We start from the raw sequence: 24,219 nt of genomic DNA, 5'->3' as shown, positions 1-24,219 counted from the left end.
AATTTGCGATCGATGCGGGTTTTGGACGTCATCGGCATTGAGAAATGCCGCGGCCCCTTCATCACCTTCCTCAAATCTCGGCGCTGGGCATGTCAAGTTGCCTCGCCCCGTTTACGGGGAGAAGCGTTAGGGCGAGGGGCAAATCATGCGATGGAGAGCGGGGGCAAAAATCGCAAACGGCTATCTAAGCCCCTCAGGAAGCGAGTCGCCAGGCCGCACCATCGGCTGCGGCGGCCGTGAAGTCGTCGAAGGAGAGGGGACGAGAGAAGGCGTAGCCCTGCAGCAGGTCGCAGCCAAGATCGCGCAGCATATCGGCATGCGCGATCGTCTCGATCCCTTCCGCCACCGTTTCGACGCCGAGCGAGCGGGCGATGTCGATGATCGAGCTTACCAGTGCGCGCTCCTGCGGAGAGTTGAGGATCGGCTGCACAAGCTGGCGGTCGATCTTCAGCCGTTTCGGCTTCAGCTTCAGCAGGCTCACGATCGATGTATGGCCGGTGCCGAAATCGTCGATTTCGATGTCGATGCCGAGCGCCTTGATGCGGTCGAGGTTGTGAGCTGCCACATCCTCGCTCTCGTCGAGGAAGATCGATTCCACCAATTCGAATGAAAGCTCGCCCGGGCGTATCTGCAGGTCGCTCAGCGATTCGAAGAGGCTACCGTCATGCAGCCGCCGCGCTGAAACATTGACGGAGACCTGCGGCACTGAAACGCCGAGTGCTGCCCAGCGCATCTTGTCCTTCAGTGCGGTTTCGAGAACGATGCGGTCCAGCGCCTGCACCACGTTGATCTCGTCGGCGATGCGCAGGAACTTGTCCGGCGTCAGCAGGCCGCGGGCCGGGTGGTTCCAGCGCACCAGCGCTTCGACGCCGGCGAGCTGCATCGTCCGCGCGCAAAATTGCGGCTGGTACCAAGCGGTGAATTCGCCATTCTCGATGCCGGCAAGGATCTCGTCGGCGACGCGCTTGCTGTTGATGATGTCGGCCTGGAGGTTCTGGTTGAAGAATTCGTAGCGGTTCCGACCCAGGCTCTTTGCGCGGTAGAGGGCGATATCGGCGTTGATCAGCACCTTGCGCGCGTCGACATGGACGCCGTTCGCAAGCGCGATGCCGATCGAAACGCCGCAGCGGCAGGGGAAGCCCTGGAAATTGACGGGCTGGCGCATTTCTTCGATGATCCCGCCCGCCAGCGCGGCCATATCCTCGTCGCTGACATCGAGTGCGAGGATGACGAACTCGTCGCCGCCGATGCGCGCGACGACATCGCTGCCGCGGACATTCTTCGAAAGAACCTTCGACGCATGCACCAGCATCGCGTCCCCGGCTGCGTGGCCGAGCGTGTCGTTGATCTGCTTGAAGCGGTCGAGGTCGATGTGGAGGATTGCGAATTTCTGCCGCTGCGACCGGCTGCCGGCCGTCAGGTTTTCGAGCGCGATGTCGAGCTTGCGGCGGTTGGCCAGTGCCGTCAGCGGATCATGCAGCGAATTGTGCTCGATACGATTCTTGGCAAGTTCGAGTTCGATATTCTTGGCAACCGCTTCGTCCTTCGCAGCCTGCAGCTCGGCTGTCAGCAGCGCATCTTCCGTGACGTCGAGCGCTACGCCAATGAGCTTCAGCTGACCTGTCGCCGTCTGGTGCACCTTGCCGGTCGAGCGGACGTAGCGAATGCTGCCGTCCTCGGCCGGCACGCGGCAAATGAGCGTGTGCTTGTCGCCGAGCTGCTTGAAATGCCGTGCGCTTTCCAGCGCAAGAGCTCGATCTTCCGGGTGAATGCAGGAAAGCCATACATCCTGGGGCATGAATCCCTGCCGTGGTTCCAGCCCGTAGAGCTCGTGCATGCGTTCGTCCCAGACCGAGCCGGCAGTGTCGAGCGTCGTTTCCCAGATGCCGCACTGATAGGAATCGAGCGCCAGATCGAGGCGGGTTGAAAGTTCGGCAAGCTGCATCTCGCGGCGGGAGAGCTCGTCCAGTGCCAGTTCCAGCTCGGCATTCTTGATATCGCTGTTTTCTTTTGCCTTGCGCAGCATATCGGCTGCCTCCGCGTCTGCAGTCACGTCCGCGACGATGCCGATCGTCCTGCCGGTTCCGCCCGCATCCGTGTAGAAGGAGCCTACCGAGCGCAGATACCGGATGCTGCCGTCCGAAAGCCTGATACGGTACTGCGCCGTGCAGGACGTGCCTGCCAGGCTGCAGTTGAAAAAGTGAGTCTCGGCGATTGGCCGGTCTGCCGCCACGATTGCCTCGAGCCAGCTTTCAAGCGGATGACTGCCCTCGCCGGCAGGCTGGCCGTGAAGGCCCGAGGCGCGCGTGTCCCAGTAAAGGCTGTGGCCGTGATCCTGCAGTTCCCAGATGCCGATATTGGACGAATCCAGCGCCAGGTTCAGCCGTTGCGAAAGTTCGAGCAGCTTCGTTTCGCGTGCCTCGAGTTCGTTGACATTGCGGGTGCGCTCGCCAAGAAGCAGGGTCGCGAGGAAGATCGGCACGATGATGACGCAGCCTGCCGCGATGATGATCAAGCGAAGCTGAAGCTGGTTCGGCGGAGCTTCATTCCATCCGGTCGTCGGCACGGCCGAAAGCTCCCAGCGCCCGCCAGCAAAGGTGATCTTGCGGCGGAACGGCTGCTTGTCGAGGACATCGGCGCTGCCGAAGAAGGGAAGGGCGCGTTGCTCGGCCACAGTCCCCAGGTCGCGCACTGCGATCGAAAGATGGTCGAGATGCGGGTAGCGTTCCTGGTTTTCGCTATTGCGCGCGGGTTTGAGGCCAGTGTTCTCGTAGAACATATCCTGGTCGATCATGACTTCGACCGCACCCCAGATCTTTCGCTGCCCGCTCTCCTTGATGAAGATCGGGAAGAAGATCGCGAAGGCATCCCTTCCGCTGCCGATCTTGACCGGACCGTAGAAACGCGCCTGTTGGTCCCCCGTATTGCGCCCGACGGGCTGGCGCAGCATCAGCATTTCACGCACATCCTTGCCGATGCGGCTCTTGCCGGACTGCGGCGGGAAGACGTTGCCGACGACGAAATCGGGTGCGACGGCGATGCTGACGAAATGGGGATTTTGGATGAGCAGCCAATTGATCTGGCGCTCCATTTCTTCATCGTTGGCTTTCGCGCTCATGGAAATCATGTTGGACAGATCGCGGACGACGGTGACGTCCATATTGATCTGTGCCGCCATGCGGGCGCGAATGAGGTTCGTCTCGTTTTCTGTGCGGATCTGCACCTCTCGCAGATAGGCCGCAGTATTCGCACGGTCGAGCGTGAAGCCGACCGCAACGACCACAAATGCGACGAGGGTCGAAACCAGCAGTGAAACCCAGGTATTCTTGAGTACCCGCCGCAACTGCATATTGGCGCCCAGCCGGAAAAGCAAAAATATGTCCCCCTGTTCGGCGGAACTCTAGGAGGAACCGGTTAATTTACGATTTCCTGATGGTTCATCTTTGCGGCTTGCAATTCAGATCCCTCTCATGGTTAGCGGCTGCTCTTGATTGTTGTTAAAATGCTATTCATCAATGAGGCGCGGAAAGCCATTCTTCCGGGCAATTTTCGCCATATTCAGGAGCTTATGTGTGTTTCACCGGATTATTGCGTCGAGTTTCAAGAGGGTTGCCGCGATGCGTTTTTTTGTTGCCACGCTGCTGGCCACAGCAAGTTTCCTGTCGCCCATCAGCAGCTTTGCCGAAAGCGCCGACGTCGAAGCGACCATCAAGAAAGTCGACATGAGCAGTCTCAGCCTGACACTCGATGACGGCAAGACATATCAGGCGCCCGAGGAGTTCAACTTCGATGGGCTTAAGGCCGGTGTGAAAGTGGTGATCTTCTACACGGAAGTGGACGGCAAGCGGGTGATCAACGACCTCGACATCGTACAGTAAGTAGAGGCTATATCCAGCCGATCAGTCTCTTCGCGGTGTCGATCTTCAGGATTCGGTCCTGCGGAATTTCCCCCTCGGCAGCCTCGTGCTTCGGCAGATCAGCGATCATCTTGAAGAGGCTGCGGATGACGCCGCCATGTGTGACGCAAACGGTCGGGCGCTCGACGGAGTTCAGCCATGAGCGGATGCGCCACGACATGATCTCGTAGCTTTCGGCATAGTCGCCCGGCGGGATGAAATCCCATTTGTTGATATTGCGCTCGATGATGCGATCGCGCTGGGTCGCCTTCAGTTCCCGGATGGTGAAGCCTTCCCAGTCGCCGAAGGAAACTTCGACCAGCCGGTCGTCGCTGCGATAGTCCTTGGGCGGCAGGCCCATTGCCGTGCGCATGATCTCCATCGTCTCGCGCGTGCGCTGGAGCGGGCTTGCGACGAAATCGAAGGAAATGGCTTCGACCCTGAGAATCTCGGCCATGTCGATGCCGTTCAGCCGCGCCTGTTCGCGGCCGATGACATTCAGCGGAATATCCTTCTGGCCTTGCAGACGGCGTTCGGCGTTCCAGTCGGTCTGACCATGTCGGACCACATAGATGAGCAAGGCAGATTCCGCTTGATTGGGACTTCGATCAGTCCTTGATAACTGAAATATCCGGCGCGTCTACCGCCTTCATGCCGATCACATGATAACCGCTGTCGGCGTGGTGCACTTCGCCGGTGACCGAACGCGAGAGGTCAGACAGCATGTAAAGGCCGACATCGCCGACGTCTTCGATGGTGACGGTGCGGCGGAGTGGAGCGTTATACTCGTTCCACTTCAGGATATAGCGGAAATCGCCGATGCCGGACGCTGCCAGCGTCTTGATCGGGCCTGCCGAAATCGCATTGACGCGGATGTTCTTCGGTCCGAGATCGACGGCGAGGTACTTGACGCTCGCTTCGAGCGCAGCCTTCGCAACGCCCATGACATTGTAGTTCGGCATGACCTTCTCGGCGCCGTAATAGGTGAGCGTCAAAAGCGAGCCGCCCTCCGTCATCAGCTTCTCGGCGCGGCGTGCGACGGACGTGAACGAGTAGACGGAAATCTGCATCGTCTTGGAAAAATTGTCCGGCGAAGTATCGACGTAGCGGCCGGTCAACTCGTCCTTGTCCGAGAAGCCGATCGCGTGAACGACGAAATCGATCTTGCCCCACATCCTTTCGATGTTCTCGAAAACCGCATCGATGCTCGCTTCATCACTGACGTCACAGTGGCCGGCGAGTACGCCGCCAAGTTCGGCAGCCAGAGGCTCGACGCGTTTTTTCAGGGCATCGCCCTGATATGTAAAGGCAATTTCGGCGCCCTGTGTATGAATGGCTTTGGCAATGCCCCACGCAATCGAACGATTGTTGGCGACGCCCATGATGACGCCACGCTTGCCTGACATGAGGCCTGTTGCTTGAGCCATATTTTGCCCCCTAATGAACCAATTGGAAATTGCCTATGGCATAGGCCGTTAATCGGTTCAAGATTGCGGGCAATCATCAACTGTAAGGGATCGTAACAAAGGGTGCGCTTGTCACGAAAATTTCATAGAAACAGCCCTTCGCGCATGCTTCTCATAAGATCCGTGACCTTATCATCCGGCTTTTCCCACAACATAATGCGTAGCTCGACGATCAGGTCGCCCTTTCCGCCTGTGTCGTCGGGCAGGCCCTGGCCGGAGATTCGGATCGTCTTGTCGGATCCTGACCAGGCGGGAACGGCGACGTCGACCGGCCCGTTCGGTCCGTCGATGCGCGCTTCGGTTCCAAGGACAGCATTCTCGATCGTCACCGGCAGCACGGTACGCAGGTCGAAGCCATCGACGGTGAAACGCGCATCGGATGCGATGTGGATGCTGACGACCGCGTCGCCTCGCTGCATGTTCGGCAGCTTGTACCCTTGGCCCTTCAGCCGGACCTGATGGCCCTCCCGTGTCCCGGCCGACAATGCGAAGCTTGCCTCGCGGCCCTCGCCGAGCTGCACCGTAGTCCAGCTGCCCTTCAATATATCCTCGATCGTGACCGTTACCTGCGCGAATTGATCCGGGGCCTTTTCCGGTGCGGGGGCGCTGCCGGTAAAGCGGCGCACAAGCGATGTCAGGATGCTCAAGGGCTGAAGAATGCCGCCAGCGGCCGCAACCGTCTCCGTGCCGTCTTCCTCGGGCTTTACAGCTTCCGCTTCGAGTTTGCCTGCCTCCGCCTGCGTCCGCTTGCCGGCATTTGCCTGTGGATGAGCCGTCGCGCCGGCGCTTGCAGCTTTGGCCTGCGCGCCAAAAATGCGCTCGACAATGTCTTCGGCGGATTCCGGGCTGACGTGTTGCTGTCTTGCCGCCTCGGCGGCCGCCTTCGCCGCCTTCTGCGCGTTGGCGCGGGCGAGTTCTTCCATCACCCGTTCGGCATTCGCCTGCGCGGCCTTCGCCCGGACTGCCGCCTCGCGGGCCGCCTGGCGCTGCTGCATGATCGTCTCGCCGTTCATTCGCGCCTCTGCCATCCGTGCGGCCGTATCGAAAAGGCTGCGCTTCTTGGGGTCCTTCAATGTTTCATAGGCACGACCGACCTCGGCGAAACGAGCCGTTGCCTTCGGATCGCCCTGGTTGTGATCCGGATGAACGGCCTTGGCCATGTGGCGCCAGGCCGCCTTGATCTCGTCTGTCCCTGCGTCCTGGGGAACGCCCAAAATCTTGTAAGGATCGCGCATTTGATAACCGCCGGTGTTGCGATGCGGCGTGCCTGTCCTTGCCCAGCACCCCGAAGCCCAATGACAACTCTTCGCGCGCCTTCCGGTCCATTTCAGAGGGAACCGAAACGCGCGTCTATGAGCCGATCGTGCGTCAGAGTTACTAATCAGTCCTTATTTTTTGGGGAGGGGAATGCGGCTTTCGCCGCAAATGGTTAGCTTTCTGCTAAGCATTGCGGCTGCGGTCCGGCTGCGATTAATCATGTCTTGAAGCGGGTCAACCTTCCGGCTGGAAGCTCAGCAGTTGCCAGTTGCCGCCGCCGACGAGGCAGGTCTTGCCGTAGAATTTGGCAATGCCCGCATAGGAGTGCCGCGTCGTGCGGAACTGGCGGCAGACGTGGCCCTGGTCATTGTTTTCGACGATCGTGTCGATGACGCCGGCGCTGCCGGTGGAGGAATTCGCCCAGGGCAGCGGCTGGCCGGCCATCCTCTGGATGTCGGCAGAGGTGACCGCGTTGCGAACCGTCATTTCGTCGGAAAGCGTATCGGTGCTCGGCGGCGTCTGCGGCACGGTTCCGGTGGCAACCGAACGGTCCACCTTCGAATCGCTCAGGAAGTCAAAACCGCCTGTCATGCAGCCGGAAAGCGGCAGCATCGCCGCACCGATGACGAACAACGTGGCACAACGGGACCGCAGGCCCTTTGTATGGCGATTTGACTTTGCTATGACTTCCACCCTGCGTCCTGTCCAGTCGTGAAAAGCTGGGCATTAAACCGATAAACCCGGGGCATTTGAGCTAATATGTCGGCAAATGAGTTAATAAGCGGTGACTTCACCGAGCGCGACGAGCCGTTCAAGCTTTTCGCGGAATGGCTGAAAGATGCCGAGGGTTCCGAGATAAACGATCCGAATGCGGTAGCGCTTGCGACGGTCGATGAAGTTGGCCTTCCCAATGTCCGCATGGTTCTCCTGAAGGGATTCGATAGCGACGGATTCGTCTTCTACACCAATTTCGAGAGTCAGAAAGGCCGCGAAATCTTGGGGCAGAAAAAAGCGGCCATGTGTTTTCACTGGAAAACGCTGCGACGGCAGGTGCGCGTGCGCGGTCCTGTGGAAATCGTGACAGACGAGGAAGCCGACGCTTATTTCCAGACGCGCGCCCGCGGCAGCCGCATCGGCGCCTGGGCATCCAAGCAGTCCCGTCCGCTGGAAAGCCGTTTTGCGCTGGAAAAAGCCGTGGCCGAATATACGGCGCGTTATGCCATCGGCGAAATCCCGCGGCCGCCCTACTGGTCGGGTTTCCGCATCAAGCCGGTTTCGATCGAATTCTGGAAGGACCAAAACTTCCGCCTGCACGACCGCATCGAATTCCGCCGCCAGGCCCCGGAAGGCGATTGGCAAAAGGTCAGGATGTATCCTTGAGCCGTTAACGGCCCATCAGCTTCAGCGGGATGCCGGAGGCGAGTGCCGAGACATAGCGCGGCTTCTGGTAAAAGCCATTGAGAGAGAGCCGCGGCAGATAGGTGGTGCTGCCAGGCAGGTCCGGCCGCAAGACGCCCGGCCGGGTCGTCACCGCGACCTCGAACCTCAGTTCGGCTGCGATTGCCGCCTCGCGACGGGTTGCTGCTTGGGGCGTGCCATATGGGAATGCGAAGGTTTCCGGCCGCTTGCCGGTAATCGCCTCTACATGGTCGGCGGAAAGCGCCATCTCCTCCCGTATTTCGGCTTCCGGAAGCCGCGCGAGCGCGCGGTGGCTGACCGTATGGGCGCCGATGGACGCGAGGGGGCTTGCGTCGAGAAGATTGAGTTCCGCCGCGCCCATCACGAGATCGTCGACGAGTTCGGCCGGATCGATCTCATGGTGACGGGCAAGCGCATCGATCTTCGCAACCGCCGAGGCCTCGTCGGCGCTGTGGACATGGGCCGCGAACCGCGAGAATGCCGCATGCTGATCGGCCAATGTGAAAAGCGTGATGCTCTCTTCGCCTCCACCGAAATCGAAGTGGACCTTTTCGGCCTTCCGCAGGACGGCGGCAAGCGTCTCCCACCAGATCGTGTGCGTGCGCTCCGTCAGGCCCTTTGCCACGAACACGGTAAAGGGTGCCTCGTGCTTCTCGAAGATCGGATAGGCGTGAACGAGGTTGTTGCGGTAGCCGTCGTCCAGGGTAAAGGCTGCAAAGGGATGGTCGCCGGCCGGTTTGGAAAGCAATGCCGGAATCTCGTCCAGCGCGACGAAACGGTACCCGTCATGGGCAAGCTGCGTCAGTGCCGCATCGAGAAATGCGGGCGTGATTTCGAGGTGTGCATTCGGCTCAAAAGCATGCGGCTCGTGCGGCCTGACATGATGCAGGGTAAAGATCGCACCGCGCCCGCGCGCGCTGCGCATGAGCCGGAGAGCAGCGATGAGATGCGCAGCTTCGAGCCCGCCGGCAATGGCGATCCGTTTCGCGCGACTTTTCCACAGCCTGTGCATTCCGCCTCCCTGAAGACGGGCGAGCCTATCAATTATGGTGTTAAGCGTTGTTGAACGTTGCATTTTCGGGTGAAATCTTTACGTTCCGTTCACCAAGAGCAAAGAAAACTCAAAAAATTAGTGTCCGTTGCCTCAAAGTCGCGCCAGATTAGCGGCTTCTGTCGCAGAACGGGACATGTTTTGGCTTCGCCGCAGTCGGCACTTGTATTGAGGGGACTTCATGAAAAGGTTGTTGGCCGCATTTCTAGCTGTGACGCTTGCCGTTTCGGCACCGATCGCGGCCATGGCCGGCAGCGCCTCCCTCATCCTCGATGCCCGGACAGGCAAGGTTCTCGCGTCCGAGAACGGTGATGTGCTGAACCACCCGGCGTCGCTCACCAAGATGATGACGCTCTACCTCACCTTCGAGGCGCTGAACCGCGGCAAGATCACCTGGGACACGCCGATCGTCATGTCGAAATACGCAGCCAGCCGCCCGCCGACAAAGCTCGGCGTGAAGGCGGGCGGAACGATCACCGTGCGCGAAGCCGTCTATGGGATGATCGTTAAATCCGCGAATGATGCCGCGGCCGCGGTGGGCGAAACGCTCGCGGGCTCCGAAAGCAACTTCGCCCGCGTAATGACGCAGAAGGCCCGTCAGCTCGGCATGAACCGTACCGCCTTTTATAATGCTTCCGGCCTGCCGGATGAGCGGCAGGTGACGACAGCCCGCGACATGTCCACCCTCGGCGTCGCGCTGCTCAAGCACTATCCGAGGGAATACCGGCTCTTTTCGATGACCGCGTTCACCTTCCGCGGCAAAACCATCCGCGGCCATAACAACCTGATGGTTCGCTACCAGGGTATGGACGGCATCAAAACGGGTTACACGAACGCCTCCGGTTTCAATCTTGTGAGCGCCGTGCGCGACGGTAACCGCCGCGTCGTCGGCGTCGTTCTCGGCGGCCGCACGGCTCGCAGCCGCGATGCCCAGATGGCCGCACTACTCGACAAGTATCTCGGCCGCGCTTCCAGCGGCGGCAGGCTGCTTGCAAGCGTCGGCGCCAAGCAGCCGGTCGAAGTCGCCTCCGCCGCCGCCGATACGGATGCGCCGCTTGCAGCCGCCGCGCCACGAAGCGAAGGCGAAGCCGGCAACGCTCCTTTCGCGCTCGGTTACTCTGACACGGCAACCGTTCCCTTGGAGCGTCCGGCAGCACTTGAGGAAATGGCCAATGCTGGCAAGCCGCAGCCGTCGATCCGCGGCTGGCAGATCCAGATTTCCGCCGCTCCAAGCGCCGATGCCGCCCGTGCGCTGCTTGCGCAGGCAAAGTCCGAAGGCGGCACGGCGCTGAAATCCGCAACGCCCTATACGGAAGCCTTCGGCACCGGCGCCAACGCCATCTACCGCGCCCGCTTCGTCGGGTTCGACAGTGAGCAGGCCGCCACCGCCGCCTGCGAAGCCCTCAAGAAGCGCTCCTACGACTGCGTGCTGCTCGCCAATCAAGGCTAAGCTCCGAACACCCTTCGCTGGACAATCCGGACGAATCGGCATTCTCCTGTTTTGGATACAAAAGGAGAACGCCGATGCTTGCCGATCTCGCGGAAAAGTTCGAATCCTCTTCCCGCCGTTATGCTGAAGTGAACGGCATCGAAAGAGATCCGGACTGGTATCTCCTGAAGCTGCAGGAAGAAATGGGCGAACTCACGCAGGCCCTGGAACCGCGTGAGCGGCAGAGGCCGCCCGAAAGGCAAGGCGCCGGACGAACTGAAGCAGGATCTCGCCGACGAGACGGCCGACATGCTCGGCCACATCCTGCTTTTCGCCCGCCAAAACGGCATCGACCTCGCACTAGCGATCGAGCGGAAGTGGCTGTTTAGGCCGTGACTAGGTGCGCTTCAGGCAAGTCGCCTTGCCACGCCGCAAGCTCTCGGCGATCCACCACTGGCACTGTTCTTCGGTCAAATAAGGCGCTCCCTCGATCGAATGCGGCCTGGCAAGCATGACCTCTCCGTCCGGTCTCAGCAGGGCCGACGAATGTTGAGGGTAGCGCTGCTAATTCGCTCTCATCGAGATAAATGCGTCGCTAACCGCTCGGTTTCGATTTTCAAAATAGCTGCAATAGCGCCTGGCGAGGCCACGAAGCGCGTTTCATGCGCTGAACATCCAAGGTAAGGTGATATGAATTTCAGCAGGAACGTCGGCGGCCAAACATTACGCCTTCACTGAGACTTTGGTCCGGTGGACGATCGCTAGACCGCTCTCCGGTAGAACTTGTTGTCCACGGCCATCAAGGGGAAGGAGCGGGGAAGGTCGCTGCGCTTGATCTCAGTGAAGCCGTTCTTCTCGTAAAAGCGATGCGCGGCGAGGAATCTGTCGGTCGTGCCGAGGAAGATCTCGTGAATGCCATGTGCTTTGGCATGGGTAAAGAGCGTGTCGAGCAGCTTTGCGGCAACGCCGTGCCGGGGGCCGCGCACGGGCGCGGCGACGAACATCTTGCGCAGCGCTGCCCGGTTGTTGCCGATATCCTTGAGGCCGATCGTGCCGACGATGACGCCGTCAAGCTCCGCGACCCAGAACTGGCCTTTGCCGGACTGGTAGAAATCCGGGATGACCTGCAGATCAGGTTGGTCGTCGGCTGTGATCGCGAAGCCGAATTCGTCGCGCTGGATCGGCAGGATGACCGAAAAGACACCATCGATGTCAGGGGCGGCGAAGGGTCTGATCTCGATCTCGCTCATCACCACCTCCGGATCGTTAGGCTTTCGTGCCGCCGACGGTCACCTGGTCCATGCGCAGATGCGGCTGTCCGACGCCGACCGGAACCCACTGCCCGGCCTTGCCGCAATTGCCGATGCCGGTGTCGAGCTTCATGTCGTTGCCGATCATCGAGACGCGCTTCATCGCATCCGGGCCGTTGCCGATCAACATCGCGCCCTTGATTGGTGCGCCGATCTTGCCGTTCTCGATGAGGTAAGCCTCTGTGCAGCCGAAGACGAACTTGCCGGAGGTGATGTCCACCTGGCCGCCGCCGAAGGAGACGGCATAGATGCCCTTCCTCACGGAAGCGATGATCTCTTCCGGCGTCTTTTCGCCGCCCAACATGTAGGTGTTGGTCATGCGCGGCATCGGCACATGGGCATAGCCCTGGCGGCGGCCGTTGCCGGTCGGCTGCATGCCCATCAGCCGGGCGTTTTGCCGGTCCTGCATGTAGCCGACGAGCTTGCCGTTCTCGATGAGCACGTTGTAGCCGGAGGGCGTGCCCTCGTCGTCGATGGTGATCGAGCCGCGTCGGCTGTCGATCGTGCCGTCATCGACCACGGTGACGCCCGGTGCAGCCACCATCTGGCCAAGCAGGCCGGCGAAGGCCGAGGTCTTTTTGCGATTGAAATCGCCCTCGAGGCCATGGCCGACCGCTTCGTGCAGCATGACGCCCGGCCAGCCGGAGCCGAGAACGACATCCATTGTGCCGGCCGGCGCTTCGATCGCTTCGAGATTGACGAGTGCCTGACGAAGCGCCTCGTCGGCACCGTACTGCCAATTGCCCTCGGCAATAAAATCGCCGAAGCCGATGCGCCCGCCGCTGCCATAGGAGCCGCTTTCCTGCCGATCGCCTTCGCCAACGATGACGGAGACGTTGATGCGCGTCATCGGGCGGATATCGCGAACGCGATGACCATCGGCGCGCAGGATATCGACAACCTGCCAGCTTGCGGCGACCGACGCCGTCACCTGGCGCACCTTGTCGTCCTTGCCGCGCAGGTATGCATCGATATCGGTCAGGACTTTAACCTTCTCTTCGAAGGTCGGCGAGCCGATCGGGTTCTCGTCGCCGTAGAATTTCTTGTTGGTGCGCTGGGGCGCTGCGGCGTAGCTGCCGGAATAGCCCTTCGTGACCGCTCCGACGGCCTCTGCCGCGCGCTTCAGCGCCGCAACCGAGAGATCGCCTGCATGCGCGTAGCCGACCGCTTCGCCGGCGACGGCGCGAAGGCCGAAACCCTGCTCGGTATTGAAGCTTCCGCCCTTGAGGCGGCCATTGTCGAACATCAGCGATTCCGCCTGCGCATGCTCGATGAATAGCTCGCCGTCATCGGAGCCGGAAAGCGCCTCGGCAACGTGTTTGCGCATCGTCGTTTCGTCGGCGTCGAACAGCGTCAGCAGGTCGGTATTCATAGTCGTCTTCTCCGCTTCGAAGCAGAAACGCTTCCAGGCCGATGTAGGTCCGCAGAGCTGTTCGAGCAAGCCCTTATCAGGGCAGGGCGTCGTAGCCTTCTGCAAAGCCCTTGAGGTCGACGGGAATGCCGATGCCTTCTTCGGGCGTCTGGAAGACTATGAAGGTGGCGCTGGTGCCGCTGCGAAATGTCTTGAGCAGCTCGTCCTCGAGCACGACTTCGGCGTAGCAGCCGTCGGCAAAGCAGCGCACGAAATAGGCGCGGCCGATGTCCTTGCCGTCGACATTGAGGCCGAGGCCGTTCGGTAGCAGGACACCGAGCGGCGCCAAAACGCGGAGGATCTTCGACTTGCGGTCGGCGGTCTTCAGCACGACGACCGAGAGGCCGACCTCCGGCCGGTCTTCGGCAATCACGTTCTGCATCAGGGCGCATTGCTCGGCCGAAGCGCCAGCCGGCTTGTCGCAGACGACGGACCAAGCGCCGTGGTTGGACTTCACGGTTCCGGGGGCCTGCGGCTGGCTTTGTCCGGGCGTTGCCTGCTGCGGGCGATCCGGTTGCGCTGGCGCCGGCTGGGCCGGCGCCGGTTGCTGGGCAGGCGGCTTCGGCGCAGGCTGCTGCTGGGCAAATACGGGCGTTGTCGCCGCGGCTGCGATGCTGGTGGTCAGGATAAGCGACCGCGCGAGGGAACGGAAACCCATGGAAACCTCTGGAATTCGAATCAGTGCCGCTATTGTTGAAGGCCGCCACCGGAAATGAAAAGCCCCGACCCGTCAAAACCGGGGGACTACGGCAGAAATAGGACCTTTCGCCGATATTGTCGGAAGGGCAGATTGGTTACAGCCGGTCTTTTTCATATGACCATGAAAACTTCAGCAATGTTTTGCCCTGACTGCGGAATTTGACTTTAGGCAAAAATGCCGCATAGACAATCGCTCTGGCCTGTTGCGGTAGATGCCAAACTGTGGTTTGAAGCGCTGAAGATGGCAAGGATTCTGCGTTCGATTTGTGGCAGATCAAGCGCTCGAGGGAGATACTAAGGTGATTAAGAAGGCTTATGCAGCACTGGCCGCGCTGGTCTGTCTGCTTTTTGCTTCCGGCAGTTTTGCCGATCAGCCCCTGCCGTGGCAGGCAACGCTGCAGCCGGCGGCAACGCCGATCATGCGGGAAATCCGCTGGTTCGAGCAATATACGCTGTGGTTCATCGTTCCGATCACGCTTTTCGTTCTCGTGCTGCTGATCGTCGTCTGTTTCAAGTTCCGCGCCAGCGCCAATCCGGTGCCTTCGAAGACAAGCCACAACACGCTGATCGAAGTCATCTGGACCGTCGGGCCGGTTCTCATTCTTCTCTTCCTTGCCGTTCCGTCGTTCAACCTTTTGACGGCGCAGCTCACCCTGCCGGAAAACCCGGATGTCACGCTGAAAGCGACGGCCACCCAGTGGCAGTGGAATTATGAATACGCAGGCACCGGCGAGACGCCGCTCACCTTCGACTCCTATCTTCTCAAGGATCCGGATCGCGCAGCTGCCGGCAAGTCCGACCTCGCCACCTATCCGCGTCTGCTCGCCGTCGACAACGAAGTGGTTCTGCCGGTCAACAAGACGGTCCGCGTTCTCGTGACTGCCGCTCCGACCGACGTCATTCACGCCTTCGCCATGCCGTCCTTCGGCATCAAGATTGACGCCGTTCCCGGCCGTTTGAACGAAACCTGGTTCAAGACGGAGCGCGAGGGCCTGTTCTATGGCCAGTGTTCCGAGCTCTGCGGCAAGGACCACGCGTTCATGCCGATCGCGATCCGCGTCGTCTCCGAAGACAAGTACAAGCAGTGGCTGACGGCTGCCGCTTCTGATCTTCCCGGAGCCTACAAGGCTCTCATGGCTGCCACCGACGGTCCTGCAAAGACCGTCGACGTCGCCGAAAACGTTCAGTAATAGAAGGGGCTCGGGACAATGGCTGGACCTTCCGCTCACGATCATTCTCATGATCACTCGCATGACGCTCATGCGCATGACGATCATCACGACCACTCGCACAAGCCGAGCTTCGTCAACCGCTGGTTCTTTTCGACGAACCACAAGGACATCGGCACGCTCTACCTGATCTTCGCGATCATTGCCGGCATCGTCGGCGGCGCGCTCTCTGTTGCCATGCGCATGGAGCTTCAGGAGCCGGGCATCCAGATCTTCCACGGCCTGGCCTCGATGGTCTATGGTTACGAAGGCGACGCCGCCATCGACGGCGCCAAGCAGATGTTCAACATGTTCACGACTGCGCACGCGCTGATCATGATCTTCTTCATGGTCATGCCCGCGATGATCGGCGGTTTCGCCAACTGGATGGTGCCGATCATGATCGGTGCGCCGGACATGGCATTCCCGCGTCTGAACAACATTTCCTTCTGGCTGATCGTTCCTGCCTTCCTTTTGCTCGTGCTTTCGATGTTCGTCGAAGGCCCGGCGGGCGCTTACGGTGCCGGCGGCGGCTGGACGCTCTACCCGCCGCTTGCCACCTCCGGTACGCCCGGTCCGGCGGTCGATCTTGCGATCTTTGCGCTGCATGTCGCGGGAGCCTCCTCGATCCTCGGTGCGATCAACTTCATCACCACGATCCTGAACATGCGCGCTCCGGGCATGACGCTGCACAAGATGCCGCTCTTTGCCTGGGCCGTTCTGATCACGGCCTTCCTGCTGCTGCTCTCGCTGCCGGTTCTGGCAGGCGGCATCACCATGCTGCTCACCGATCGCAACTTTGGCACGTCGTTCTTCGCGCCGGAAGGCGGCGGCGATCCGATTCTTTACCAGCACCTGTTCTGGTTCTTCGGTCACCCGGAAGTCTACATCCTGATCCTGCCAGGTTTCGGCATGGTCAGCCACATCATCTCGACCTTCTCGCGCAAGCCGGTCTTCGGTTACCTTGGCATGGCATATGCCATGGTCGCGATCGGTGCCGTCGGCTTCGTCGTCTGGGCCCACCACATGTATACGGTCGGCCTGTCGCTCGATGCGCAGCGCTACTTCGTCTTCGCAACGATGGTCATCGCCGTTCCGACGGGCGTGAAGATCTTTTCGTGGATCGCAACGATGTGGGGCGGCTCGATCACCTTCCGCACGCCTATGATCTGGGCGATCGGCTTCATCTTCCTGTTTACGGTCGGCGGCGTGACGGGTGTTCAACTCGCTAACGCCGGTCTCGACCGCTCGCTGCATGACACCTATTACGTCGTGGCTCATTTCCACTACGTTCTGTCGCTCGGTGCTGTCTTCGCCATCTTCGCAGGCTGGTACTACTGGTTCCCGAAGATGACCGGCTACATGTACAACGAGTTCGTCGGCAAGCTGCACTTCTGGGTCATGTTCATTGGGGTCAACCTGGTGTTCTTCCCGCAGCATTTCCTCGGCCTTGCTGGAATGCCGCGCCGTTACATCGACTATCCGGATGCATTTGCCGGCTGGAACTACGTTTCCTCGATCGGCTCCTACATCTCGGCCTTCGGCGTGCTGATCTTCCTCTTCGGCGTCTTCGAAGCCTTCGCCAGGAAGCGCGTCGCCGGCGACAATCCGTGGGGCGAGGGTGCCACGACGCTCGAATGGCAGCTGCCTTCGCCGCCGCCGTATCACCAATGGGAACAGCTCCCGCGCATCAAGTAAGATGCTGATATTCCGGGCGCCGCATGCAAATGCGGCGTCCGGCCTTGAAGAATGCAGGACGGAAGAATGAGGGTCATAAACAATCACGAGGTACTTGTGAACGACGGCGAACATCTCCTGTCGGAAGCCAGTGCGCGCGATTATTTCGAGCTTCTGAAGCCGCGCGTCATGTCGCTCGTGGTCTTCACGGCTTTTGCCGGCCTCGTGCTGGCACCCGGCCACATCAATCCCGTGCTCGGCCTGATTTCGATCCTGTGCATTGCCATCGGCGCAGGCGCCTCGGGTGCGCTCAACATGTGGTATGATGCCGATATCGACGCCATCATGACCCGCACCGCGCGCCGCCCGATTCCGGCAGGTCGCATCACGCCCAAGGAAGCACTGGCCTTCGGCCTGATCCTCTCCTGTTTTTCGGTCGTCATCCTCGGCCTCGCGGTCAACTGGCTCTCGGCATCGATCCTCGCCTTCACGATTTTCTTCTACGTCGTCATCTACACGATGTGGCTGAAGCGTTCGACGCCGCAGAACATCGTCATCGGCGGTGCCGCCGGCGCCTTTCCGCCGATGATTGGCTGGGCCTGCGTGACGAATTCGGTGACGATCGAAAGCACCGTCCTGTTTCTGATCATCTTCCTCTGGACGCCGGCGCATTTCTGGGCGCTCGCGCTGTTCAAGATGCGCGATTATGAAGCCGTCGGCGTGCCGATGCTGCCGAACGTATCTGGCGAGCGCGCCACCAAACACCAGATCGTCGCCTATGCCGTATTGACGGCCGTGTGCGGCGTAGTTCCGTCCTTCCTCGGCTTTGCGAGCGCCGGATACGGTCTTGTCGCTGCATCGCTCGGCGCGGTCTTCATATACTGTTCCATCGCCGTCTGGCGCATGCCGGATGGCGATCCCAAGATGATCCCGGCGAAGAAGCTTTTTGCTTTCTCGATCTTTTATCTCTTCGCCATCTTTTCTGCCCTGTTGATAGACCGGCTCGCTTCCATGCTGGTCTCCCATGCAGGAGGTTTGCTCTGATGGAAACGGTCAAGCTCACGGAAGCGCAGCGCAAGTCGCGCCGCAACCGGAACATCGCTCTCGGCCTCGCGCTTGCTGGCCTTTGCGTTCTCTTCTACGCCATCACCATCGTGAAGTTCACCGGGCACGGAGGCTGAAGCGATGAGCGATACCGAAAACGCACAGAACAAGCAGGGTCGCAACAATGGCGCCGTCGTCTTCATGTGCCTGAGCTTCGTCATCGGTATGACGGCGATGAGCTATGCCGCGGTTCCGCTCTACCGCATCTTCTGCCAGATGACGGGATACAACGGCACCACCCAACGCGTCGATCAGGCGTCGAGCGTCATCCTCGACCGCAAGATGCGCGTGACCTTCGACGCCAATGTGGCGTCGGGCCTGTACTGGGACTTCAAGCCGGTGCAGCGCGAGGTCAATCCGCGCATCGGCGAGACCATCCAGGTCAATTTCGTGGCGGAGAACAAGTCGAACGAGACGCAGCGCGGCCAGGCAGTCTTCAACGTGACGCCGGGCGAGGCGGGCGTCTACTTTAACAAGATCCAGTGCTTCTGCTTTACCGAAACGGACCTGAAGCCGGGCGAGAAGCTTGAAATGCCCGTGGTGTTCTATATCGACCCGGATATTACCAAGGCCGTCGAGTCGAAAGACATCCACACGATTACGCTGTCATACACGTTCTACCCGAAAGAGGGACCGAAGCCGGTGGCTTCGAACGAGGGTGGAGCGCAGAAGGTTGAAAAGAAACTTTGATTGAGGATCGTTTCCGGCTATGCCGGTGGCGAAGCGAAGGAAGACATCCGGGGATCTGACATGGCCGATGCGCATCAGAAAAATCACGACTACCACATCATCGACCCAAGCCCGTGGCCGATTCTGGCGTCGCTTGGCGCCTTCATCGTAACATTCGGCGGCGTCGGCTACATGCGCTACCTGAACGGTGGTTCGCTGCACCTCTTCGGTGTCGAATGGGCCCAGCCCTGGCTGTTTTACATCGGCCTCGTAGTGATCCTCTATGTCATGTACGGCTGGTGGGCCGATACGGTGAAGGAGGCCCATGAGGGTGCCCATACCCGCGTCGTCTCGCTGCATCTGCGCTATGGCATGATCATGTTCATCGCCTCGGAAGTGATGTTCTTCGTCGCCTGGTTCTGGGCCTATTTCGACGCCAGCCTCTTTGCGAACGAAGCGATCCAGGCGTCGCGCCTTGCCTATACTGGTGGCCAGTGGCCGCCGAAGGGCATTGAGGTTCTCGATCCCTGGCACCTGCCGATCTACAACACCGTCATCCTGCTGCTGTCCGGCACGACGGTCACGTGGGCGCATCACGCGCTGCTTCATAATGATCGCAGAGGTCTCATTCAGGGCCTGACGCTCACCGTCCTGCTCGGCGTTCTGTTCTCCGGCGTCCAGGCTTACGAGTACATGCACGCGCCCTTCGCATTCAAGAACTCGATCTACGGCGCCACCTTCTTCATGGCGACCGGCTTCCACGGTTTCCACGTGCAGATAGGCACGATCTTCCTGCTGGTCTGCCTGCTGCGCGCGTTGCGCGGCGACTTCACGCCGAAGCAGCACTTCGGTTTCGAAGCCGCCGCCTGGTACTGGCATTTCGTCGACGTCGTCTGGCTATTCCTGTTCTTTTGCATCTACGTCTGGGGCGGCTGGGGCGCTCCTGTCGCGGCAGGCTGATGGACCGAAAGAAAATCAGAAAGGCGGGTGCCATCGGCGCCCGCCTTTTTTCATCGCTACCTTGAAGCAGCGATCCGCTCGAAGGCCGATGGCTCCGCAATTCCGAGATCGAGTTGGTGCCGGATCGCCTCGGCGCATTCATATGGCGTCAGCACCGAGGTATCGAGCTCGAGATCGTAGATGCCCGGCCTGTGCACCTCCTCCTGCCAGCGCCGCACGGCGTCCGGAACAGGGACCTCGCCATTGCCTCTTTCATAAAGATGCTCGCGCCCGGGCTCGTCGATGTTGCGACGCTGCATGATGACGTCGAGCGGGCAGAGCACACCGACGAACAGCACCGGGAAGCCTTCCAGCCGCCGGGCGCAATCGGTGAGAATCCCGAGCGGCTGCGAATAGGCGTCGTGATGACCGAGGTCGGCGACGACATTCAGCCCGAGCCCGGCATGGATGGCGATGGACTCGTAGAGTGCTGCGTAGAAGAACGGCACCAGCTCCTCAAGATCGGGGCGCTCGCCGCCGGGGCGAAGGCCGATGCCCGGCAGGTAGCGCGCCGGCGTCGCGGCATTGTAGATGTCGACGCCGAGGTTCATCCACGGTCCTTCGAACTGCTGTTGAATGGCTCTCGCGATCGTCGTCTTGCCGCTTCGCGGCGCCCCGTTCAGGATCACGATCTGGCCTGCAGGGTTCTCGTTGGTCATCAGCGTCTTCTTCTGTTTGGCGCGAATCGCTGAGGCGAAATCGCGCAGCTATTTCCTTTCGTCCTGCAGATACTTTATGGGAGAGTTAAGGCGCGGCTGAAAATGATCTCCGGCCGAAAGGAAGGCGATGAGCGAAGACAGTGCACATTTTCCCCCTGTGGATCCCGCAAGGACCGGGATGCGGGGCTGCTGCCCGCGCTGCGGACAGGGAAAATTGTTCGATGGCGTGCTCGGGGTGAAGCCGCGCTGTGCCGCCTGCGACCTCGACTATTCCTTTGCCGATTCGGGCGATGGCCCCGCCGTCTTCGTCATTCTCATCGTCGGCTTCATCATCATCGGCTCCGTGCTCTGGCTGGAGGTGAACTATTCGCCGCCAATCTGGCTGCACATTCTGCTGTTCGGTCCGTTGACGATCGCTCTTTCGCTGGTGGCGCTACGCTGGTGCAAGGGCATCCTGATTGCCATGCAATACCGCCACAATGCCCGTGAAGGACGCATTTCCAGTGACTGATATCCATGCCGTGGCTGCGCGCCGCAGGCTGCCGGTCTTCGCCGGCATTGCCGTGCTGATTGCTCTCGCCGTACTCGTTTCGCTCGGCACCTGGCAGGTGGAGCGCCTGCATTGGAAAGAAGGGCTGATCGCCGATATTGCCCAGCGCCGCGCCTCGGCGCCGGTGCCGCTCGCCGATATCGAGCGGATGCTCGCCTCGGGCGACGACATCGAATACCGGCCCGTCACAACAACCGGCCGCTATGTGAACAACAAGGAGCGGCACTTCTTCGCCACCTGGCGCGGCCAGACGGGCTATTACATCTACACCCCGCTTGAGCTTGCCGGCGGACGCTACCTCTTCGTCAATCGCGGCTTCGTTCCTTTTGAGAACAAGGAGCCGGAAATGCGCGTGCAGGGCCAACTGACCGGCGAGCAGACGGTCACCGGCCTGGCGCGCAACAAGCTGCGTGGAAAGCCTTCCTGGCTCGTACCGGACAACGATGTCGCTCAGAACATCTTTTACTGGAAAGACCTCGACGTGATGGCCGCAAGCACCGGTCTCGACACGGCGAGCGTCTTGCCCTTCTTCGTCGATGCCGATTCGACGCCCAACCCGAAAGGCCTGCCGATCGGCGGCGTCACCGACGTCGACCTGCCGAACAACCACCTGCAATATGCCTTTACTTGGTATGGCCTGGCGGCGGTGCTGGTCGTGATCGTTGCGATCTCGTGGTTCGGCGGGCGCGGCAAGCCGGCCTCGCAATAGTATCGCTTCAATTCCTTCTTATATTGGGCTAGACAGCCCCTATCCCAGATTACCGGACGTGACATGAACATAGCGGCGAAACCTCCATTGACGATCAGGCTTTGCGGACCGCGCGGCTTCTGCGCCGGCGTCGACCGCGCCATCCAGATCGTCGTGCTGGCGCTGAAATCCTATGGTGCCCCCGTCTATGTCCGCCACGAGATCGTCCATAACCGCTACGTCGTCGAGGGACTGGAGGCCAAGGGCGCGGTCTTCGTTGAAGAACTCGATGAAATTCCGGCAGAGCACCGCGCCCAGCCCGTCGTTTTTTCCGCGCACGGCGTCCCGAAGTCCGTTCCGGAAGATGCGAACGCCCGCAATCTTTTCTATCTCGATGCCACCTGTCCGCTGGTTTCCAAGGTTCACAAGCAGGCGATGCGGCATAATCGCCTCGGCCGCCATGTCGTGCTGATCGGTCATGCCGGTCATCCGGAAGTCATCGGCACGATGGGTCAGCTTCCCGAGGGCTCCGTCTCGCTGATCGAGACGGTCGAAGACGCCGATGCCTATCAGCCTGCCGATCCCGACAATCTGGGCTACGTGACCCAGACGACGCTCTCGGTCGACGACACGGCCGGCGTGATTGCGCGTCTCGAGCAACGTTTCCCGAAGCTGACGGCACCCGCCGCCGATTCGATCTGCTATGCCACGACCAACCGCCAGGAAGTGGTCAAGCAGGCCGCACCCGGCTGCGACCTCTTCATCATCGTCGGTGCGCCGAATTCCTCTAACTCCAAGCGCCTTGTCGAAGTCGCGCTGAGGGCAGGGGCAAAGAAGTCGATCCTGGTGCAGCGCGCCGCCGAATTGGACTGGAACGACATCGGTCCGATTTCGACGCTTGGCCTTTCCGCCGGTGCCTCCGCGCCGGAAGTGATCGTCAACGAGATCATCGAGGCCTTCCGGGCGCGTTTCGACGCCAGGGTGGAGCTTGCGGAGACCGTGCAGGAAAACGAGCATTTCCTAGTCAACCGGGAACTGCGCAACATCGAGCTGACGACGGCCGACATGGCTTTTGTGAACGGGGATTAGGGGCTTGGAGCGTGCCGCTTACCCTCCTTTGCCGTGCCGGGCATCACCCCCACAAGGGCGGAGATGTGCTGTAACACCGTCTTCGGTAATCGCGACGAAGACGATAGGTCGCAAGGCAAGACGCATGCTTCCAATCTCCTCCCTTGTGGGGGTGATGTCACGAAGTGACAGAGGGGGGTATCCCCATGCGCTTCACCACTCCCCCTTAGCGTACTTAATGTGAGAGCCCTCCTTGGCAGTCTATACCGATATTTCAGAAGACGATTTAAAGTGGTTTTTGACGGAGTATGACGCCGGCACCCTGCTTTCCTACAAGGGAATTGCGGAAGGTGTGGAAAATTCCAACTTCCTCCTGCACACCACCAAAAAGCCGCTGATCCTGACGCTCTACGAAAAGCGCGTCGAAAAGGCCGACCTGCCGTTCTTCCTCGGCCTGATGCAGCATCTTGCCGCCCGCGGCGTGTCCTGCCCGCTGCCGATGCCGCGCAAGGACGGTGCGCTGCTCGGTACGCTTTCGGATCGTCCGGCGGCGCTCATATCCTTCCTCGAAGGCATGTGGCTGAGGAAGCCCGAAGCCAAACATTGCCGCGAAGTTGGCAAGGCCCTGGCGCAGATGCATATCGCCGGCGAAGGTTTCGAACTGAAGCGGCCCAACGCGCTGTCGCTGGACGGCTGGAAGTTGCTTTGGGATAAGTCCGAGGCGCGCGCCGACGAAGTCGAGAAGGGCTTGTCTGCCGAAATCAGGGGCGAGATCGATTTCCTTTCCGCCCACTGGCCGAAGGACCTTCCGGCCGGCGTCATTCATGCCGATCTCTTCCCCGACAACGTCTTCTTCCTCGGCGATGAGCTGTCCGGCCTGATCGATTTCTATTTCGCCTGCAACGATCTGCTTGCCTACGACGTCTCGATCATTCTCAACGCGTGGTGCTTTGAAAAGGACGGCGCCTACAACATCACCAAGGGCACTGCCATGTTGGAAGGCTACCAGAGTGTTCGGCCGCTCAACAGTGGCGAACTCGCAGCGCTTCCTGTGCTTGCGCGTGGTTCTGCGCTCCGTTTCTTCCTGACCCGCCTCTATGACTGGCTGACGACGCCGGAAGGCGCGATGGTCACCAAGAAGGACCCGCTCGAATACCTGCGCAAGCTGCGCTTCCACCGGCAGGTCGCATCGGCTGCCGAATACGGGCTTTCGGCATGAAGCACGTCGAGATTTTCACCGACGGCGCGTGCTCGGGCAATCCCGGTCCTGGCGGTTGGGGCGCGATCCTTCGTTATGGCGACATTGAAAAGGAAATCTCGGGCGGCGAGGCGGAGACAACCAATAACCGCATGGAGTTGATGGCGGCGATTTCGGCGCTCTCAGCGCTGAAGACACCCTGCGAGGTCGACCTCTATACCGACAGCGCCTACGTCAAGGACGGGATTTCCAAGTGGATTTTCGGCTGGAAGAAAAACGGCTGGAAGACCGCGGACAAGAAACCGGTGAAGAATGCCGAGCTCTGGCAGGCGCTGGAGGAAGCCCGCAACAAACATAAAGTGACGCTCCACTGGATCAAGGGCCATGCCGGCCATCCGGAAAACGAGCGTGCCGACGAACTGGCGCGCATGGGCATGGCGCCCTTCAAGAAGCGGTAGGGC

The 24,219-nt window shown here is 60.5% G+C and carries 24 protein-coding genes and 1 pseudogene; 15 read left to right on the top strand and 10 right to left on the bottom strand.

What is annotated here, in order from left to right; genetic code table 11:
* Positions 1–193 precede the first annotated feature (193 nt).
* Positions 194–3,349, bottom strand: coding sequence for a putative bifunctional diguanylate cyclase/phosphodiesterase (locus A3C3_RS0120685; RefSeq protein WP_376774884.1), 3,156 nt, complete (start codon positions 3,347–3,349; stop codon positions 194–196).
* 268 nt (positions 3,350–3,617) lie between these two features.
* Between A3C3_RS0120685 and A3C3_RS0120680 the strand changes: the two genes are divergently transcribed.
* Positions 3,618–3,878 (top strand): DUF1344 domain-containing protein, encoded by a 261-nt coding sequence (locus A3C3_RS0120680; protein WP_022716492.1) that lies wholly within the window; start codon positions 3,618–3,620, stop codon positions 3,876–3,878.
* Between the two features lie 7 nt (positions 3,879–3,885).
* Here the strand turns inward: A3C3_RS0120680 and A3C3_RS0120675 are convergent, their stop codons facing one another.
* From A3C3_RS0120675 to A3C3_RS0120660, 4 genes are all read right to left on the bottom strand, one after another.
* Positions 3,886–4,476: a histidine phosphatase family protein gene (locus A3C3_RS0120675; protein ID WP_022716491.1), complete on the bottom strand. Its 591-nt coding sequence runs from the start codon at positions 4,474–4,476 to the stop codon at positions 3,886–3,888.
* 28 nt (positions 4,477–4,504) lie between these two features.
* On the bottom strand, positions 4,505–5,323 hold the full coding sequence (gene fabI, locus A3C3_RS0120670; protein WP_022716490.1) for an enoyl-ACP reductase FabI: 819 nt from the start codon (positions 5,321–5,323) through the stop codon (positions 4,505–4,507).
* Between the two features lie 122 nt (positions 5,324–5,445).
* On the bottom strand, positions 5,446–6,597 hold the full coding sequence (locus tag A3C3_RS0120665; protein ID WP_022716489.1) for a DnaJ C-terminal domain-containing protein: 1,152 nt from the start codon (positions 6,595–6,597) through the stop codon (positions 5,446–5,448).
* A gap of 256 nt (positions 6,598–6,853) precedes the next feature.
* Positions 6,854–7,312: an RT0821/Lpp0805 family surface protein gene (locus tag A3C3_RS0120660; RefSeq protein ID WP_028739840.1), complete on the bottom strand. Its 459-nt coding sequence runs from the start codon at positions 7,310–7,312 to the stop codon at positions 6,854–6,856.
* 66 nt (positions 7,313–7,378) lie between these two features.
* Here A3C3_RS0120660 and pdxH point away from each other — a divergent pair, with 66 nt between their 5' ends.
* Positions 7,379–7,999, top strand: a complete 621-nt coding sequence (pdxH, locus tag A3C3_RS0120655; RefSeq protein ID WP_022716487.1) for a pyridoxamine 5'-phosphate oxidase — start codon at positions 7,379–7,381, stop codon at positions 7,997–7,999.
* Positions 8,000–8,003: 4 nt separating this feature from the next.
* Here pdxH and A3C3_RS0120650 read toward each other — a convergent pair whose 3' ends face one another.
* Complete coding sequence (locus A3C3_RS0120650) at positions 8,004–9,050, bottom strand: polysaccharide deacetylase family protein (RefSeq protein ID WP_022716486.1); 1,047 nt, start codon at positions 9,048–9,050, stop codon at positions 8,004–8,006.
* A gap of 220 nt (positions 9,051–9,270) precedes the next feature.
* Between A3C3_RS0120650 and A3C3_RS0120645 the strand changes: the two genes are divergently transcribed.
* Positions 9,271–10,539, top strand: a complete 1,269-nt coding sequence (locus A3C3_RS0120645) for a D-alanyl-D-alanine carboxypeptidase family protein (protein WP_028739839.1) — start codon at positions 9,271–9,273, stop codon at positions 10,537–10,539.
* Between the two features lie 74 nt (positions 10,540–10,613).
* Positions 10,614–10,914 (top strand): annotated as a pseudogene (locus A3C3_RS41670) (pyrophosphatase).
* A gap of 365 nt (positions 10,915–11,279) precedes the next feature.
* Here the strand turns inward: A3C3_RS41670 and A3C3_RS0120630 are convergent.
* From A3C3_RS0120630 to A3C3_RS0120620, 3 genes are all read right to left on the bottom strand, one after another.
* A complete protein-coding gene (locus A3C3_RS0120630) occupies positions 11,280–11,768 on the bottom strand; it encodes a GNAT family N-acetyltransferase (RefSeq protein ID WP_022716483.1) in 489 nt (162 codons plus the stop codon).
* A 16-nt stretch (positions 11,769–11,784) separates the two neighbouring features.
* Entirely contained in the window at positions 11,785–13,200 is a 1,416-nt protein-coding gene (gene tldD, locus A3C3_RS0120625; protein WP_022716482.1) for a metalloprotease TldD, read from the bottom strand.
* A gap of 76 nt (positions 13,201–13,276) precedes the next feature.
* The gene (locus A3C3_RS0120620; RefSeq protein ID WP_022716481.1) at positions 13,277–13,897 is read right to left on the bottom strand and encodes an invasion associated locus B family protein; all 621 of its coding nucleotides are present in this window, start codon (positions 13,895–13,897) and stop codon (positions 13,277–13,279) included.
* Between the two features lie 340 nt (positions 13,898–14,237).
* On the opposite strand from A3C3_RS0120620, the gene coxB reads away from it, so the two are divergent.
* The 6 genes from coxB to A3C3_RS0120590 all read left to right on the top strand — a co-directional run bounded on the left by coxB (position 14,238) and on the right by A3C3_RS0120590 (position 19,556).
* Positions 14,238–15,128, top strand: a complete 891-nt coding sequence (coxB, locus tag A3C3_RS0120615) for a cytochrome c oxidase subunit II (protein ID WP_022716480.1) — start codon at positions 14,238–14,240, stop codon at positions 15,126–15,128.
* Positions 15,129–15,146: 18 nt separating this feature from the next.
* The gene (gene ctaD / locus A3C3_RS0120610; protein WP_022716479.1) at positions 15,147–16,844 is read left to right on the top strand and encodes a cytochrome c oxidase subunit I; all 1,698 of its coding nucleotides are present in this window, start codon (positions 15,147–15,149) and stop codon (positions 16,842–16,844) included.
* Positions 16,845–16,910: 66 nt separating this feature from the next.
* Entirely contained in the window at positions 16,911–17,867 is a 957-nt protein-coding gene (locus A3C3_RS0120605) for a heme o synthase (protein ID WP_022716478.1), read from the top strand.
* Positions 17,867–18,004, top strand: a complete 138-nt coding sequence (locus tag A3C3_RS46170) for a hypothetical protein (protein ID WP_022716477.1) — start codon at positions 17,867–17,869, stop codon at positions 18,002–18,004. The genes A3C3_RS0120605 and A3C3_RS46170 overlap by 1 nt, the downstream gene beginning before the upstream one ends.
* Before the next feature lie 4 nt (positions 18,005–18,008).
* Positions 18,009–18,617: a cytochrome c oxidase assembly protein gene (locus A3C3_RS0120595; RefSeq protein WP_022716476.1), complete on the top strand. Its 609-nt coding sequence runs from the start codon at positions 18,009–18,011 to the stop codon at positions 18,615–18,617.
* 60 nt (positions 18,618–18,677) lie between these two features.
* On the top strand, positions 18,678–19,556 hold the full coding sequence (locus A3C3_RS0120590) for a cytochrome c oxidase subunit 3 (protein WP_028739838.1): 879 nt from the start codon (positions 18,678–18,680) through the stop codon (positions 19,554–19,556).
* A 56-nt stretch (positions 19,557–19,612) separates the two neighbouring features.
* Here the strand turns inward: A3C3_RS0120590 and A3C3_RS0120585 are convergent, their stop codons facing one another.
* On the bottom strand, positions 19,613–20,254 hold the full coding sequence (locus A3C3_RS0120585) for a chloramphenicol phosphotransferase CPT family protein (protein WP_022716474.1): 642 nt from the start codon (positions 20,252–20,254) through the stop codon (positions 19,613–19,615).
* Positions 20,255–20,381: 127 nt separating this feature from the next.
* Between A3C3_RS0120585 and A3C3_RS0120580 the strand changes: the two genes are divergently transcribed.
* From A3C3_RS0120580 to rnhA, 5 genes are all read left to right on the top strand, one after another.
* Positions 20,382–20,765 carry a DUF983 domain-containing protein gene (locus A3C3_RS0120580; RefSeq protein WP_022716473.1) on the top strand — a complete coding sequence of 128 codons (384 nt, stop codon included), beginning with the start codon at positions 20,382–20,384 and terminating at the stop codon, positions 20,763–20,765.
* A complete protein-coding gene (locus A3C3_RS0120575; protein ID WP_022716472.1) occupies positions 20,758–21,513 on the top strand; it encodes an SURF1 family protein in 756 nt (251 codons plus the stop codon). Before A3C3_RS0120580 ends, A3C3_RS0120575 begins: the two co-directional genes overlap by 8 nt.
* Before the next feature lie 63 nt (positions 21,514–21,576).
* Positions 21,577–22,581, top strand: a complete 1,005-nt coding sequence (gene ispH / locus A3C3_RS0120570) for a 4-hydroxy-3-methylbut-2-enyl diphosphate reductase (RefSeq protein ID WP_022716471.1) — start codon at positions 21,577–21,579, stop codon at positions 22,579–22,581.
* A 232-nt stretch (positions 22,582–22,813) separates the two neighbouring features.
* Entirely contained in the window at positions 22,814–23,779 is a 966-nt protein-coding gene (locus A3C3_RS0120565) for a homoserine kinase (RefSeq protein ID WP_022716470.1), read from the top strand.
* Complete coding sequence (rnhA, locus tag A3C3_RS0120560) at positions 23,776–24,216, top strand: ribonuclease HI (RefSeq protein WP_022716469.1); 441 nt, start codon at positions 23,776–23,778, stop codon at positions 24,214–24,216. The genes A3C3_RS0120565 and rnhA overlap by 4 nt, the downstream gene beginning before the upstream one ends.
* Positions 24,217–24,219: the final 3 nt, after the last annotated feature.

It is taken from the genome of Rhizobium mongolense USDA 1844 (assembly GCF_000419765.1).
Taxonomy (GTDB): domain Bacteria; phylum Pseudomonadota; class Alphaproteobacteria; order Rhizobiales; family Rhizobiaceae; genus Rhizobium; species Rhizobium mongolense.
This window is presented reverse-complemented; position numbering and strand designations above follow the sequence as displayed.

Bases quoted from the DNA above. Each gene is read 5' to 3' on its own strand.
- A3C3_RS0120685 (WP_376774884.1), bottom strand. From the start codon at position 3,349: ATGCAGTTGCGGCGGGTACTCAAGAATACCTGGGTTTCACTGCTGGTT.
- A3C3_RS0120680 (WP_022716492.1), top strand. From the start codon at position 3,618: ATGCGTTTTTTTGTTGCCACGCTGCTGGCCACAGCAAGTTTCCTGTCG.
- fabI (WP_022716490.1), bottom strand. From the start codon at position 5,323: ATGGCTCAAGCAACAGGCCTCATGTCAGGCAAGCGTGGCGTCATCATG.
- A3C3_RS0120665 (WP_022716489.1), bottom strand. From the start codon at position 6,597: ATGCGCGATCCTTACAAGATTTTGGGCGTTCCCCAGGACGCAGGGACA.
- pdxH (WP_022716487.1), top strand. From the start codon at position 7,379: ATGTCGGCAAATGAGTTAATAAGCGGTGACTTCACCGAGCGCGACGAG.
- A3C3_RS0120650 (WP_022716486.1), bottom strand. From the start codon at position 9,050: ATGCACAGGCTGTGGAAAAGTCGCGCGAAACGGATCGCCATTGCCGGC.
- A3C3_RS0120645 (WP_028739839.1), top strand. From the start codon at position 9,271: ATGAAAAGGTTGTTGGCCGCATTTCTAGCTGTGACGCTTGCCGTTTCG.
- A3C3_RS0120630 (WP_022716483.1), bottom strand. From the start codon at position 11,768: ATGAGCGAGATCGAGATCAGACCCTTCGCCGCCCCTGACATCGATGGT.
- tldD (WP_022716482.1), bottom strand. From the start codon at position 13,200: ATGAATACCGACCTGCTGACGCTGTTCGACGCCGACGAAACGACGATG.
- A3C3_RS0120620 (WP_022716481.1), bottom strand. From the start codon at position 13,897: ATGGGTTTCCGTTCCCTCGCGCGGTCGCTTATCCTGACCACCAGCATC.
- ctaD (WP_022716479.1), top strand. From the start codon at position 15,147: ATGGCTGGACCTTCCGCTCACGATCATTCTCATGATCACTCGCATGAC.
- A3C3_RS0120605 (WP_022716478.1), top strand. From the start codon at position 16,911: ATGAGGGTCATAAACAATCACGAGGTACTTGTGAACGACGGCGAACAT.
- A3C3_RS46170 (WP_022716477.1), top strand. From the start codon at position 17,867: ATGGAAACGGTCAAGCTCACGGAAGCGCAGCGCAAGTCGCGCCGCAAC.
- A3C3_RS0120595 (WP_022716476.1), top strand. From the start codon at position 18,009: ATGAGCGATACCGAAAACGCACAGAACAAGCAGGGTCGCAACAATGGC.
- A3C3_RS0120590 (WP_028739838.1), top strand. From the start codon at position 18,678: ATGGCCGATGCGCATCAGAAAAATCACGACTACCACATCATCGACCCA.
- A3C3_RS0120585 (WP_022716474.1), bottom strand. From the start codon at position 20,254: ATGACCAACGAGAACCCTGCAGGCCAGATCGTGATCCTGAACGGGGCG.
- A3C3_RS0120580 (WP_022716473.1), top strand. From the start codon at position 20,382: ATGAGCGAAGACAGTGCACATTTTCCCCCTGTGGATCCCGCAAGGACC.
- ispH (WP_022716471.1), top strand. From the start codon at position 21,577: ATGAACATAGCGGCGAAACCTCCATTGACGATCAGGCTTTGCGGACCG.
- rnhA (WP_022716469.1), top strand. From the start codon at position 23,776: ATGAAGCACGTCGAGATTTTCACCGACGGCGCGTGCTCGGGCAATCCC.